Raw genomic sequence first — 13725 nt, forward strand, 5'->3', positions numbered from 1 at the left:
CGGCGACAGGCGGGTGGCCTGCCGCGCGGGTCTGGTTCAGTCAGTCTGGCGCTGGCCATGCCGGGCGCCACGCGCCTCGCGCGCGGCCTCGATCTCGGCCATCGTCACCCTGCCGTCGCCGTCAGCATCGACGCGGGTGAACATCCGCTCGGCGCGGGTGGCGGCACGGGTCTGCGCAAAGGCGGTGAATTCGGCCAGCGTCACAGCGCCGTCGCCATCGGTGTCCATCGCGGCAAAGTCCGGTCCTTGCCGGTGCCCTTGGGCGGCAGCCGCCCCTGCCGTGAGCGCAAGCGTCGCGACCAGCCCTGCAGTGATCCATCCATTTTTCATCTTCTGTCCTTTCGGTTTCCGGCGGCCTTGTGCCGCTGACCCAGATTGAACGGGATGACCCGGCGTTTCCGTCGCGGGCCGGTCAATTATTCCGGTCAAGCCGTGAAACGGTCCGGCCAACCCTTTCCTTTTGACCTGCGAAAGGCCATGTAAATCACAAGCACAGGAGGGTCTGATGACCGACACATCCCCGCACGCCGCCGAACGCCCCACCAAACCCGCCATCATGAACGGCTTGCGCAGCCGCTGCCCGCGTTGCGGCGAAGGCAAGCTGTTCGACCGCTATCTGCATGTCGCCGACACCTGCCCCAACTGCGGCGAGGAATTGTTCCACCACCGCGCCGATGACGGCCCTGCCTATCTCGTGATCCTGCTGGTCGCGCATATCATCGGCTTTGCGATCCATCTGATGTGGGTCGTCTGGCGACCCGAACCGCTGGTGATGGCGACGGTCCTGTCCGTCGGCGCCGTCGGGCTTTCGCTGGCCTTGCTGCCGCCGATGAAGGGGCTGATCGTCGGCATCCAGTGGTCGCGCCGGATGCACGGGTTCGGTCATAACGCATGACGCCGGTGCGGGACGCGGCCACGATCATCATGCTGCGCGACGCAGACACCCGCCCCGCCGTCCTGATGGGGCAGCGCGGCGCGTCTGTCGCCTTCATGCCGGGCAAATTCGTCTTTCCAGGCGGTGCGGTCGACCCCAATGACGGCTGCATCCCCGTGCCGGACCTGTCACCGCTTGATCACGCAAGGTTGCAGGCCGACAGCAGTCGTGCCCCCGATTGCCTTGCCGCTGCCGCGATCCGCGAATTATGGGAAGAAACCGGGCAGGTGCTGGGCACCGCCGCCCCTTGGCCCGACCCGCCGCAAGGCTGGCGCGGTTTCGCCGCCACAGGCCACAGGCCCAATGGTGCGGCGTTGCAGTTTTTCTTTCGCGCCGTCACGCCCGTCGGCCCGCCACGCCGTTTCGATGCGCGGTTCTTTCTGGCGGATGCCGCCGATCTGGTGACCGACCCCGATGACTTTACCGGGGCCGAGGATGAACTGGCCAACCTGCAATGGGTCGCCCTCGACCGCGCGCGCGGCTTTGATCTGCCTTTCATCACGCAGGTCGTGCTGGCGGAACTGGCAGGCTATATCGCGCGTGGCGGCGATCTGCCCGATGTGCCGTTCTTTCGCAATGACGACGAGGCGCATCTGGTCAGCCGTCTTGGCGGGCGTTCCCCGCTTTAGCGCGGCCAGAGAGGGTGCGGCACCGGATCCTTGGCACGCCACAGGTATTGCCGGAAAATCTGTCCGTAGGACCGGAACAGATAACCGCCGTTGCGCCGCAGGTAATGGTCCTTGCGTGCGCGGTAGACGGCGGGCAGCGCGTACCACGGCACCGTCGGGTGGATGTGATGCACGACATGCAGGTTGTTGTTCAGAAACAGAAACGCCAGCGGCCCCCGATCCTCGATGATGACGCTGCGGCCACTGGCGCGGACATGCGCCTGATGTTCCAGAAACGTGCGCAGTTTCAGCAAGGACAGCCCCAGATAGGCCGCCAACAGATACGCCCAGACCGGCATCGGCGATACCGCGACCAGCATCAGCACAGCCGCCATGCCCGGCAGGTGCAGGGCCCAAGCGCGCCCGATCTCCGCCGTGCCGTTCCGCCATTCGCAGATCAGGAAACTGGCCGTGCCTACCAAAGGCCCCAGCAAAAGCCGCCCCGCCAGCGTGTTGTTCAACCGCAGCACAGCTTGCACAGGGCGCGGCAAGCGGTCCCAGACGGCGGGGTCCATGTAGTTGCTTTCAGGGTCGTCATAAGGGTCGGTGATGACCTCGTCATGATGATGCGCAAGGTGGGTGGCGGCAAAACGGGTATAGGGAATGACCAGCGTCAGCGGCGGGCAGACCAGCAGGTCGTTCATCCATTGCCGCTGGAACGGATGGCCATGAATCGCCTCGTGCTGAAGCGAGGAATGCAGCGCGATGGCGAGCCCCGCGACGATCACCCCGACTGGCAAAGGCAGCACCCACAGCGCCCCAACCCAGACGGCATAACAGCCAAGGATCAGCACAAGCGTGGGCCATTCGATACGGAAAAATCTATTGGATTTCATGCAGGTAGATTATGCCGACACGGTCTGTCCGTGAATGTCGTGCCTGGTTCACAAAAGTCTGTATATGTGATAATGATCACCAATGATGTTAAAAACCGACAAACGCGACCGTGCCCGGCTGTTCCGTGACAGGCTGGTCGCCGCAATGGACCGGACCGGCACGACGCAGGCGGCACTGGCGCGGCGCGTCGGCGTGGATCGGTCGACCCTGTCGCAACTGCTCAAGGATCAGGGCGCGCGCCTGCCCAATGCGCAGCTTGTCGCGGAATGTTCGGCCGCCCTTGGCGTCAGCGCCGACTGGCTCTTGGGGCTGTCGGATTTCCCCGAACAGGCCGCCGATCTGGTCGCCACCGCGATTTCCATGCCCGAAGCGTCGCGCGCCATGGTCGATGACCAGATCTTCGCCTGGCATCAGGAGGCCGCAGGCTACAAGATCCGCCATGTGCCGTCGGGGCTGCCCGATATGCTCAAAACCACGGACATGCTGCGATGGGAATACGCGCCCTCGGTGGGCAAGACGATCGAACAGGCGATCGGGGCCAGTTCTGACAGGCTGAACTGGATGCAGCGGTCCAAATCGGACTACGAAATCGCCATGCCGCTGTCAGAGCTGGACAGTTTCGCGCGTGGTCAGGGCTATTACAGCGGCCTGCCTCTCTCGGTCCGGCAGGTGCAATTGCGCCGTTTCCGCGACTTGCACGATCAGCTCTATCCTGCCCTGCGGCTGCATCTGTTCGACAAGCGCGAGGTTTATTCAGCGCCGGTCACCGTCTTCGGCCCGCTGCTGGCCGTCATCTATGTCGGGCGCAACTACATCGCCTTTCGCGACACCGAACGGGTCACCGCAATCACGCGGCATTTCGACATGCTGGTGCGCGGCGGCAAGGTAGGCCAGCGCGACATGGCCGCACATTTCGACCGCTTGATCAGCCTCGCCGCTACGGCCGAACCAGCATCAGACGGTCAAGATCATAGCCATTGAACGCCAGCATCCCGCGCGCGGCGGCCAGCCTGTCGGCAGGGATCACCGGATCGCGGTTCAAGATCCAGCCTGACCGACCGTCAGGTGCCCCCAGCACGACCGTGCGATAGGTCTCGTCCGCCCAGAGCACCCAAAGATCGGCGTCACCAAAAGGCACCGACGGAAACGCGACCTGCAACCGTCCAGGGCCGACGATGCTGGCACTGCCTTCGATGACGGACCGCACGGACCCGTCGGGATTGCGACAGGTGTTGCGCACCGAAATCCGCCCGTCCGGCAAGGCACCATATTCGGCCGTAACGCCGACGCATCCCGCCTCGAAAGGCACCGGATAGCGCGCGACCTCGTACCATGTGCCCAGAAACCGGGCAGGCTCGAACACGGCCTTGGATGACATCGGCACGGCGGTATCGCGGTAAACCTCGAACAGCCCGCCGCGCGGCTCTCCGGGTTGCACGGAACAGCCCGCCAGCAGGAAAGCCATCATCACGAAGTTGCGCATCATGGCCCCCGACTTCTTTTTTCCAAAAATACTCCCGCGCGGCGCGCTCCGGTCCCGCTCGGGGGACCGGACCAAACTCCCGTCAATAGGGCATGGGGTTCGCTTTGTGCGCCGCCTCGATCGCGGCCAGCAGATCATCCGTCAGCACAATATCGCGCCCTGCAAGGATATGCGACAGCTGCTCTTTCGTCGTCGCACCGAAAATCGCCGAGACAGGGAAAGGCCGCGTCGCCTGCCAGGCCATCGCCATATGCACCGGATCGACGCCATGATCGCGGGCCAGATCCAGATAGACCTGTGTCACCGGCAAGGTGCGCGGCGTCATCCGTCCACCCAGATTGCCGTTGATCGACAACCGGCTGCCTGCGGGCACGTCATGCTGATACTTGCCCGTCAGCAGACCGCAGGCCAGCGGCGAATAGGACAAGAGCGTCACATCCTCGTTCACGGCCATTTCGGCCATGTCAGTGTCATAAAGCCGGCACAGCAGCGAATATTCGTTCTGCACAGACACCATGCGCGGCAGACCGGCGGCTGTCGCCTGATCGACCCACTTGGTCATGCCCCAGGCGCTTTCGTTGCTCATGCCGATGGCGCGGATCTTGCCGGCCTTCACGCAGTCATCAAGCGCCTCCAGCACGTCCAGCATATGATCCATCGTCCGCTGGCGGTCCTGTCCGGACGGATCATAGCTCCAGTTCTGGCGGAACGCGTAGGACCCGCGCTCTGGCCAGTGCATCTGGTAAAGGTCGATCACATCGGTCTGCAACCGGCGCAGCGACGCATCCACCGTCTGCCGGATGATCGCCCCGTCATAGCCGCGCCCGTCGCGCACCCAGCCCGGATTGTTGCCCGACACCTTGGTCGCGATCACGACCTCGGACCGGCGGCCCGATTTCGCGATCCATTCGCCGACGATGGTTTCGGACAGACCCACGGTTTCGGCGCGGATCGGGTTGACCGGATACATTTCGGCGGTGTCGAGGAAATTGATCCCCGCATCCAGCGCCATGTCGATCTGGGCGTAAGCGTCGTCACGGTCGGTCTGGTTGCCATAGGTCATGGTGCCAAGGCACCAGTCGGTGACCGTGATATCGCTCCGGCCAAGTGTTATTTTCTGCATGTCTTTTCCGTTCTCAGAACCGGTAGACCAGCCCCAGCCGGGTGGTCGTCGTATTCTCGGTCTCGCCCTCGGTGATGAAAGACCGGATCAATTCGCCGCGAAACGCCAAATTGCCTTGCAAGTCGAATTCACCCCCAAGACCAAGGCTCAGCCCTGTATCGGTCGTGTTTTCATAAACGAACTGGTCAAACCCCGCCGCCCCGAAGGCCGTCAGCGTGCCGAGCCGGTAGCGTGCCACGCCGCGCAGGCGGCGCGTATCGAAATCGCTGCTTGCCCCCAGTGCAAACCCGAATTCGGCCTCGACGCCCACGGCAAGCAATTGCCCGCTGGTGACGACGCCCCCCAGCACGGTGACAAGCCGGTCGGAATCGCCTGCATGCGGCAGCGCGTAATCGCCGCCCAGCGCGCCATAGGCTTCCAGCGCATGCAGTGGGGTGGACAGGGTCAGAGCAGTGATCACGGCAACAAGTGTTTTCATCGGTGGCGACCTTTTGTTGAAATCGGGCTGTTGGCGATGTGTAAGCCGCAATATGCTGCGGTGCAACAGATGTCAGGCATCTGGCATCTGGCCCCCGACATCGCTAGACAGAGGCGAAACTTTGCAAGGACGTCGCATGGCCCGCCATCTGATCACTTCCGCCATTCCCTATATCAACGGGATCAAGCATCTGGGCAACCTTGTGGGCAGCCAGTTGCCCGCCGATCTTTACGCCCGCTATCTGCGTCAGCGCGGCCACGAGGTGCTGTTTCTGTGCGCCACGGACGAACACGGCACGCCTGCGGAACTCGCCGCCGCCAAGGCGGGCAAGCCGGTCGCGGAATACTGCGCCGAAATGCACGACGTGCAGGCACGCATCGCGGACGGGTTCGGGTTGTCGTTCGACCATTTCGGTCGGTCCTCCAGCCCGCAGAACCACAGGCTGACGCAGGCCATGGCGGGCCGTCTGGCCGAGATGGGCCTGATCCGCGAAGTGACCGAGGATCAGGTCTATTCCGACACCGACGGCCGGTTCCTGCCCGACCGCTATATCGAAGGCACCTGCCCCAATTGCGGTTTTGAGTCCGCGCGCGGCGATCAATGCGACAATTGCACCAAGCAGCTGGACCCCACCGACCTGATCAATCCCCGCTCGACGGTTTCCGGCGCCACCGATCTGGAGGTGCGCACGACCAAGCACCTTTATCTGCGGCAATCAGAACTGAAAGACGCCTTGGCCGACTGGATCGACAGCAAGAAAGACTGGCCGATCCTGACGACATCGATTGCCAAGAAGTGGCTCAACGACGGCGACGGGTTGCAGGATCGCGGCATCACGCGCGATCTGGACTGGGGCATTCCCGTGCGCAAGGGCGATCAGGATTGGCCCGGCATGGACGGCAAGGTGTTCTACGTCTGGTTCGATGCCCCCATCGAATATATCGCCTGCGCGCAGGAATGGCAGGATGCGGGCAAAGGCAGCGGCTGGGAACGCTGGTGGCGCACCGACAAAGGCGCGGATGATGTCCGCTATACCCAGTTCATGGGCAAGGATAACGTACCGTTCCACACCCTGTCCTTCCCCGCGACCATCATGGGCACGCAGGAACCGTGGAAGCTGGTAGACTACATTAAATCCTTCAACTACCTGAATTACGACGGCGGCCAGTTCAGCACTTCACGCGGGCGCGGCGTGTTCATGGATCAGGCGCTGGAAATCCTGCCGTCCGATTACTGGCGCTGGTGGCTGTTGTCCCACGCCCCCGAAACATCGGACGCGGAATTCACATGGGACGCGTTCCAGCAGGATGTGAACAAGGACTTGGCCGATGTGCTGGGCAATTTCGTCAGCCGGATCACCAAATTCTGCCGATCCAAGTTCGGCGAGACCATCCCCGAAGGCGGCACACAAGGTGCGGCCGAAGAGGCGCTGATCGCCGCCCTCACCCAACGCCTGACCGCCTATCAGGCCCATATGGACGCCATCGAGGTGCGCAAGGCTGCGGCAGAACTGCGCGCGATCTGGGTCTTGGGCAATGAATATCTGCAGGCCAACGCGCCGTGGACCACGATCAAGACCGATCCCGAAACTGCCGCCATGCAGGTCCGCCTTGGGCTGAACCTGATCCGCCTCTATGCCGTGCTGTCCGCACCCTTTATCCCTGATGCCAGCAAGGTCCTGCTGGACGCGATGCAGACAGATGATACCGCTTGGCCCGAGGATATGGCGGCGGCCTTGTCCGCCCTACCCGCAGGTCATGCGTTCACCGTGCCGGACAACCTGTTCCGCAAGATCACGGACGACGAACGCGCCGACTGGGCCGAACGGTTCGCGGGTGTGCGGACATAAGGCATGACGCATGGCCAAGACACCGCTTCTTGATGCGCCGCAGGTCGAGATCACCTCGCTCGCGGATTTGCGCGGGTGGTTGCAGGCCAACCACACCGGCCCATCGGGTGTCTGGCTTGTCCTGTTCAAGAAATCCGTTCCGGCCAGTCACGTGCCTCTGACGGATGTGGTCGATGCCTGCCTTTGTTTCGGGTGGGTGGACAGCCTTCCGCGTGCCAAAGACGACGCGCGCAGCATGCTTTATATCAGCCCCCGCAAGACCGGATCGCACTGGAGCCGTGTAAACAAGGACAAGGTCGCCCGGCTGATTGCGGCGGGGTTGATGACCGAGGCCGGTCAGGCCGTCATCGACCGCGCCAAGGCGGACGGAACCTGGACGGCTTTGGATGACGTCGAAAACCTGATCATCCCGGATGATTTGCAAGCAGCCTTTGACGCGGCACCCGGCACCGAGCGGACCTGGCACGGGTTTCCGCGCCCGGTAAAGCGTGGTGCGCTGGAGATCCTGCTCAACGCCAAAAAGCCCGACACGCGGCGGGCCAAGATCGACCGGATCGTGGATGATTGTGCGGCAGGGGTAAGGCCGTTCCAGTGGACGGCGAAACCACGACGCTAAGGCGGCCTTGGCGCGACACCGCGCCAAGGCCCGTTTTCATTACACGTCAGCGAACAGATCGACGGCACCGCGCCGTGCGAAATATTCGGCCTGGCTGATCGGGCCTGCCCCGTTGACCAGCGTGCGGTAAGCCTCGTAACTTTCCACGATGCGGCGACCCATATCGTCGTCGTTGGCTACGCCTGCGGTGACCTCGAAAGACACGCGCGACAATTCGTTCCACACATCATCCGGCAGACGTGTCGGCCGGACCCCGGATTCCGCGAGCAACTGGACCAGCGCGATCCCGTTGTTGCCATAGAAATCGGCCGTATGCGATGTCAGTTCGGCATCGCAAATGGTTGTGAACAAGGCGCGGTCCTGGTCGTCGAGGCTGTTCCACAGATCGAGGTTCATGCCGAAGGACGCCATCGTCGCGGGTTCGTGGAAGCCCGGATAGATATAGGTCGACAGCAGTTTCTGGAACCCGAATTGCAGGTCGTTATAAGGACCGACCCATTCTGTCGCGTCGATCGAGCCTTCGAACAGCGCCGCGACGATCCCGTCGGCAGGCAGGCTTACCGCCGTGGCACCCAGCGCATCCAGCACCTGTGCACCCAGGCCGGGCAGACGCATGACCAGGCCTTCAAAATCGTCCGTGGTCAGGATTTCCTTGTTGAACCAACCGCCCATCTGCACACCGGTCCCGCCGCAGGGGAAGGCCTTGACGTTGTAACCTGCGTTCAGTTCGTCCCACAATTCCTGACCGCCGCCGAATTTGGTCCACGCAGTCTGTTCCGGCATGGTCAGCCCAAGAGGCACGGTGGTGAAGAAGTTGAAACCGCGATGCTTGTTCTGGAAGTAATATTCGGCCGAATGGTAAAGATCGACCTCGCCAGCGCCGACAGCGTCATGCACGCCGAACGCCGGGACAAGTTCGCCGGGCCAGTACAGTTCGATGTTGTAGCGCCCGTCAGAGACGATATTGACCTGCTCAGCCAAGCGCTTGGCACTGTCGGCGAGACCACCCAGCCCTTCGGGCCAGGACGAGGCAAGCCGTAATGTCCGCGGCGCGCCCTGCGCGATGGCTGGGGTCGCCAGCGCTGCGGCACCCGTCAGGGCGGCGCCCCCGCCGAGCAAGGCGCGCCTGCGCGAGATCGCCTTGGAGTTCGATTGCTGGTTCAGCATGATATTGTCTTTCGCTACAGGTGTCATTGGGCCAGCGCCCCTTTGCGCGCCGAGACAAAGGCGGCTTCGCCGATCTCGCTCCAGCCGGCGACATCGCCGATGAAGAACAGATACCCGTCGGCCACATCGGCGCCGAGGTTGCCGGACCCGAAGATGTCCGACATCACCTGATTGGCAGCAGCGATTTGGGCGTCCCAGATATCGGCGGGCATGTCGTGACGGGTGATGGCGTCACCGGCGGCCTGCAAGGCCACGGCGCTGTCATGCATGGTGATCGTCCGGTTCATGCCGTGTTCGGCGGTGATCGCGCGTTCGAGCAGGCTCTTGTTCACATCCGACAATGCGTTCCACGTCGCAAGGTTGACGCCCAGCGACAAGGCCGCAGAGGGACGCCCGGCATTCGGCGTCGTGATATGCGGGAAGGTCGCAAGCAGACCTTGCGCATCCATCTGCGCCACGCTCAGCCCTTCGAAGACATCAAGACTGGACAGATCAACCGCCTCGGCACGGATGTCCACGACATTGCCGACGCCCATCGCGCGCATCGCGTTGACGCCCAGCCCGACCGAGCCTGCGGCGGCGCCGGTCAGATCGTTCATCCCGATCAGCGGTGCCTTGGACCAGAGCGGCAAGGGGCCGTCGTCACCGATCATGAAGCTTTTGACGCCGTATTCTTCGCCCAGCAGGTCGAGCAGAAAGCGCCCGTCGCCCGCGGACAACCAGCCTTCAAGCTCGCTCGGGCTCATCCCGCCAGGCATGGCGGAATAGATGCCGAACGCCGGGTTCGTGCCGATAAAGGCCTCTTCGGCGGACAGATACATGTCGGCACCACCAGAGGAGACCGTGTCCAGAAAACCAGCGGCCTCGGTGGACGGGCTTTCGGTGACGGTGACCTCGATCGTGCCGCCGGACACGGCCGCCAGACGGGCCGCCAGCGCACGTCCCGCGTCCGGCCGGTCGGTGATCAGGGACAGCGTCATGGCGGTTTGCGCCTGTGCCGTCTGCCCCGCGACCACCATGGCACCCAAGCCGGTGCCGAGTAGGGTTCTGCGTTTCATCGTTGATTTTCCTTCGATCGCTTGCCGGGCTGGAATCGCGTCCAAAACCCGAGGATACTTCAAATACTCTGCGCGTATGGCCGGCTGCTTAACGCAGCCAGACCTCGACGCGGCGGTTGCTTTCGCGCCCGTCAGCGCTGTCGTTGCATCCCACTGGTGCCAGCGGACCGTATGACGCGACCGACGTCCGCCCGGCCAGAACATCACCGCCGATCGCCGTGACCAATGCATCGCGCACCGACCCCGCACGCAGCAGCGCCAGACGTTCGTTCAGGTCGAACCGGCCCACGTCATCGGTAAAGCCGAGGATCAGGATGTCACGGTTGCGCGCTTCGGGACTGTTGAGGAAATCGACCATACGCTGCACGTCTTCCAGCGCCTTGTTGTCGAGGTTGGCAGAGCCGGTGGCGAAACGGAAGGTGGTGGACAAACGGTCCGCCGTGGCCAGTTCGCGCGACAGGTTCTGCACGGCGGCCAGCGTCGCACCCGTGCTTGCCGATAGGATTGCAGATGTCATCCGCGTCCCTTGCAGGCTGATCGGCTGGGCGACCACGCTTTGATCCACATAGCCCACGCTTTCGATCAAGGGCTGTGCGGCGGGCGAGGTCATGAAGTTGACAAAGGATGCCTGTGTGCCAGTCAGGGCCTCATCGCCCGTGTAGGCATAGACCCGGCGGCTGAGCGGATATTCTTCCGCCTTGATCGCGAAATCCGTGGCATAGGCCAGCGGCCCGCAGGTCTGGCGGATCGGCAGGACTTCGGCGGATCCGGTATCGGACAGCGTGGCCAGCGCGATGGCGGTCGGATCGGCCACGACGGCGTCGGCAACCAAGCTGTCGTCGCTCACGCGTTCGGCGCCGGCGCGCAGGCGGGCACGGTTGGGAGCAAGAACAAGCTCGGAAAACGCGGTGTCGACCGACGAACCCGCGGCGGGCAACAGCATCCGGATCGGGGCGTTGTCACCGCCGAGATCGGACCAGTTGGTGATCCGGCCCGATGCGACCAGCGCAAGATCTTCCAAAGAGATGGATCGCACCATGTTGCTTGGGTGGACGATCGGCACCAGCGCATCAAGCGCCACAATGCGTTCGCGGCTGAGGTCGCGCAGGTCGGTGCCACCGGCGGCAATGACCGTCTGCGCGATCGAAACGGGAACCGGCACCTTGGTCAGGGCCACGTCGATCTGGTTCTGCACCAGTTGCAGGAATGCATCCTCGGCATCCTGCACCGCGACGTTGACGGCACCGGCGGCGGTAGCCGTCTCTGTGTTCTGAAGATCGATGCGTGCGACAATGCCGTCGTCGTTCGGCACCGACAGGCCCGACAGGCTGCGCGTTGTGGCAAAGCCATTCACAAGCACCTGCAACAGCGACGCGGTCTGTGGCTCTGTGACCGCGACGTCTAGATCAAGGCTGACCGTCAGCTGCGGACATCCGTCACCCGCGCAATTCGTCGCCAGCCGCGACAGCCGCAACTGTCCGATATCGGTGTCGAGCACGTAGATTTCTTCGTCGAACGCGATCAGTTCACCCGTGATCGTGACAGCGTTATCCTTGCTTGAAATCGTGACTTGTTGCGCATCCGCAATCAGAGGGGTCGCCACCAGACAGGTCGCCAACGCCAGCTTTTGTCGAAAATCTTTCATCTCTGTGCCTCGGTCTTGTTACTGGCCTGACGTGATGCCGGCCACTTGCATGACAAAAACGGCTAAAGCTGCAATTGGGCAAAAAGATGATACAAATGCGTCAGGCGGGCTGATTGTTTCCAAACCGACCCTATTCCGATACAGAACCGCGCCACGGCCAATTCTGCGGGATTCACGCCGCATCACACCAAACCCCGCAGTCGCGGATATCGACAGCTGGGTCATTCCGGCAGGATTGTGACCTGATTGCGAAGCTGGCAGGATAGCATTGGCGGCACGATGACGGTCTGGTCAGTGCCGCGACGGACACAAGGAAAAAAGAGCATGATCATCGGCCATATCGGCGCGCGCGCGGGCAGCAAGGGCGTTCCGGGCAAGAATTTTCGCCTTTTGAACGGCAAGCCCCTGATTGATTGGTCGCTCGACCAGCTATTTGCCTGCGACCGCATCGACCGCGTCGTGGTCTCGACCGATTCGCCCGAGATCCATGCCCATGCCGTCTCACGCGGCTGTCTGGACATCGGACTGCGTCCCGCGCATCTGGCGACCGATACGGCCGCAAAATGGCATGTGTGGCAGCATGCGCTGGCCGAGGTCGAAAAGCAGACCGGCGCAGCAGATGTGTTTGTCGACCTCGACTGCACCTCGCCCCTGCGCCTGCAACAGGACATCGACGCGGGGCTCGACCTTTTTGCGCGCGAACAGCCTGACATGGTCATGTCCTGCGTCGAAAGCCGCAAGAACCCTTATTTCAATATCTTGGAGACTGACGCGACCGGCGCGCTGCATGTGTCCAAACCGCTGCCGGGCGGTGTGGTCGCGCGCCAGCAGGCGCCGCAGGTCTATGATCATGTGGGCCTTGTCTATGTCCTGCGCCCCGACTACCTGCGCGCGGCGTCGGGCCTGTTCGACGGCCGCGTCATCCCGCTGGTGTTGCCGGTCGAACGCGGGTTGGACGTCGACAGCCCGTTTGATTGGGAGATCATCGAATTTCTGATGGGCCGCCAGATCGCGCAAGGGCTGCGGTAAGGGGTGCGGCTGCGCCGCATCAGGGGCGATGCCCCTCCCCCGGACGTGGTCCGGGGTTCACCCCTGAGTATTTCTGGAAATAAGAAGTCGAGGGCGCGGGTCTAGCGCCAGCCCTGCCACGGCCAGAGTGCGGCCTGTTTGGCGGCAAAGCTGCGGGTCAGCGCGTCACGGTCGTATTCGTCCCGGATCCAGTCGGCGATCCCGATCGGCGCCTGCGCAGCACGGGCCGCGTAGACATCAAGGAAATGATCGAGAATGCCGGTGCTTGTGCGCCGGATATGCACATAGCGGAACGACAGTTGCTGTCGTGCCTGCGCGATGCTTGCGCCTTCATGATGCAGCAGATAGATCGCGGCGGCGAGCCCGGTACGGTCGGCACCCGATTTGCAATGCATCAGAAACGGGCGCTCCATTGTCGCGAAAGCGTCGAGCAATGCCAGCAATTCCTGCTGATCAGGCGCGCGCCGCGCGGCCATCTGCACATTGACCAGCGTCAGCCCGAGACTGCGGCAGCTTTCGACCTCGAACAGGTGATGCGGTTGCAACGCCTCGCCGCGCAGGTTGAGCACGGTCTTGATCCCCATCTGCGCATAGGCGGCAAAGCGGGTGTGGTTGGGGTGGTTCGAGCGATAGACGCCCGGTGCCACCTGATCGAAGTTATGCCAGCGCCGCCGCAGGATACCGTGGTCGAGCCAGTCGAGATGCCATTCAGACCGCCGCCGCTCCACCGGGTCGGTGATGTCATGGCCGAAGGAATTGCGAAACTGTTGTTCCGTCCTTTCAAGCATCTGCTGCAATCTGCGAAACATGCGGGCCCTTGGTCGCTGTGGTGGCCGTG

General features: G+C 63.0%; 15 protein-coding genes. 6 read left to right on the plus strand and 9 right to left on the minus strand.

The features are described from left to right. Window positions 1-36 precede the first annotated feature (36 nt). A complete protein-coding gene (locus H147_RS0110910; protein ID WP_019955408.1) occupies window positions 37-330 on the minus strand; it encodes an EF-hand domain-containing protein in 294 nt (97 codons plus the stop codon). A 175-nt stretch (window positions 331-505) separates the two neighbouring features. Between H147_RS0110910 and H147_RS0110915 the strand changes: the two genes are divergently transcribed. Further along, window positions 506-895 (plus strand): DUF983 domain-containing protein, encoded by a 390-nt coding sequence (locus tag H147_RS0110915; protein WP_019955409.1) that lies wholly within the window; start codon window positions 506-508, stop codon window positions 893-895. After that, on the plus strand, window positions 892-1563 hold the full coding sequence (locus H147_RS0110920) for an NUDIX hydrolase (protein ID WP_019955410.1): 672 nt from the start codon (window positions 892-894) through the stop codon (window positions 1561-1563). Before H147_RS0110915 ends, H147_RS0110920 begins: the two co-directional genes overlap by 4 nt. On the opposite strand, the gene H147_RS0110925 is transcribed toward H147_RS0110920, so the two are convergent. After that, window positions 1560-2438, minus strand: a complete 879-nt coding sequence (locus tag H147_RS0110925; protein WP_019955411.1) for a fatty acid desaturase — start codon at window positions 2436-2438, stop codon at window positions 1560-1562. The two genes, H147_RS0110920 and H147_RS0110925, sit on opposite strands and share 4 nt — an antisense overlap. 82 nt (window positions 2439-2520) lie before the next feature. Here H147_RS0110925 and H147_RS0110930 point away from each other — a divergent pair, with 82 nt between their 5' ends. Beyond that, complete coding sequence (locus tag H147_RS0110930; RefSeq protein ID WP_019955412.1) at window positions 2521-3420, plus strand: helix-turn-helix domain-containing protein; 900 nt, start codon at window positions 2521-2523, stop codon at window positions 3418-3420. Here the strand turns inward: H147_RS0110930 and H147_RS0110935 are convergent. From H147_RS0110935 to H147_RS0110945, 3 genes are all read right to left on the minus strand, one after another. Then, window positions 3377-3925, minus strand: a complete 549-nt coding sequence (locus tag H147_RS0110935) for a lipocalin family protein (RefSeq protein WP_019955413.1) — start codon at window positions 3923-3925, stop codon at window positions 3377-3379. The genes H147_RS0110930 and H147_RS0110935 overlap by 44 nt on opposite strands. Window positions 3926-4004: 79 nt before the next feature. After that, window positions 4005-5045, minus strand: coding sequence for an aldo/keto reductase (locus H147_RS0110940; RefSeq protein ID WP_019955414.1), 1041 nt, complete (start codon window positions 5043-5045; stop codon window positions 4005-4007). A 13-nt stretch (window positions 5046-5058) separates the two neighbouring features. Further along, window positions 5059-5523, minus strand: coding sequence for an outer membrane beta-barrel protein (locus H147_RS0110945; RefSeq protein WP_019955415.1), 465 nt, complete (start codon window positions 5521-5523; stop codon window positions 5059-5061). A gap of 136 nt (window positions 5524-5659) precedes the next feature. Between H147_RS0110945 and metG the strand changes: the two genes are divergently transcribed. Both metG and H147_RS0110955 read left to right on the plus strand, forming a co-directional pair. Next, window positions 5660-7372: a methionine--tRNA ligase gene (gene metG, locus H147_RS0110950; protein WP_019955416.1), complete on the plus strand. Its 1713-nt coding sequence runs from the start codon at window positions 5660-5662 to the stop codon at window positions 7370-7372. A gap of 10 nt (window positions 7373-7382) precedes the next feature. Then, window positions 7383-7988 (plus strand): YdeI/OmpD-associated family protein, encoded by a 606-nt coding sequence (locus H147_RS0110955; RefSeq protein WP_019955417.1) that lies wholly within the window; start codon window positions 7383-7385, stop codon window positions 7986-7988. Between the two features lie 39 nt (window positions 7989-8027). Here H147_RS0110955 and H147_RS0110960 read toward each other — a convergent pair whose 3' ends face one another. The 3 genes from H147_RS0110960 to H147_RS0110970 form a co-directional block, all read right to left on the minus strand. Beyond that, window positions 8028-9182 carry a TRAP transporter substrate-binding protein gene (locus H147_RS0110960; RefSeq protein WP_019955418.1) on the minus strand — a complete coding sequence of 385 codons (1155 nt, stop codon included), beginning with the start codon at window positions 9180-9182 and terminating at the stop codon, window positions 8028-8030. Next, the gene (locus tag H147_RS0110965; protein ID WP_162561664.1) at window positions 9179-10213 is read right to left on the minus strand and encodes a type 2 periplasmic-binding domain-containing protein; all 1035 of its coding nucleotides are present in this window, start codon (window positions 10211-10213) and stop codon (window positions 9179-9181) included. Before H147_RS0110965 ends, H147_RS0110960 begins: the two co-directional genes overlap by 4 nt. A gap of 88 nt (window positions 10214-10301) precedes the next feature. Continuing rightward, a complete protein-coding gene (locus tag H147_RS0110970) occupies window positions 10302-11858 on the minus strand; it encodes a phosphate ABC transporter substrate-binding/OmpA family protein (protein WP_019955420.1) in 1557 nt (518 codons plus the stop codon). 324 nt (window positions 11859-12182) lie between these two features. On the opposite strand from H147_RS0110970, the gene H147_RS0110975 reads away from it, so the two are divergent. Continuing rightward, on the plus strand, window positions 12183-12887 hold the full coding sequence (locus H147_RS0110975; protein ID WP_019955421.1) for an acylneuraminate cytidylyltransferase family protein: 705 nt from the start codon (window positions 12183-12185) through the stop codon (window positions 12885-12887). A 101-nt stretch (window positions 12888-12988) separates the two neighbouring features. On the opposite strand, the gene H147_RS0110980 is transcribed toward H147_RS0110975, so the two are convergent. After that, window positions 12989-13696, minus strand: a complete 708-nt coding sequence (locus H147_RS0110980) for a phosphatase domain-containing protein (protein WP_026352433.1) — start codon at window positions 13694-13696, stop codon at window positions 12989-12991. Between the last annotated feature and the right edge of the window lie 29 nt (window positions 13697-13725).

This window comes from Yoonia vestfoldensis DSM 16212 (assembly GCF_000382265.1).
In the GTDB taxonomy this organism is placed as follows: Bacteria; Pseudomonadota; Alphaproteobacteria; order Rhodobacterales; family Rhodobacteraceae; genus Yoonia; species Yoonia vestfoldensis.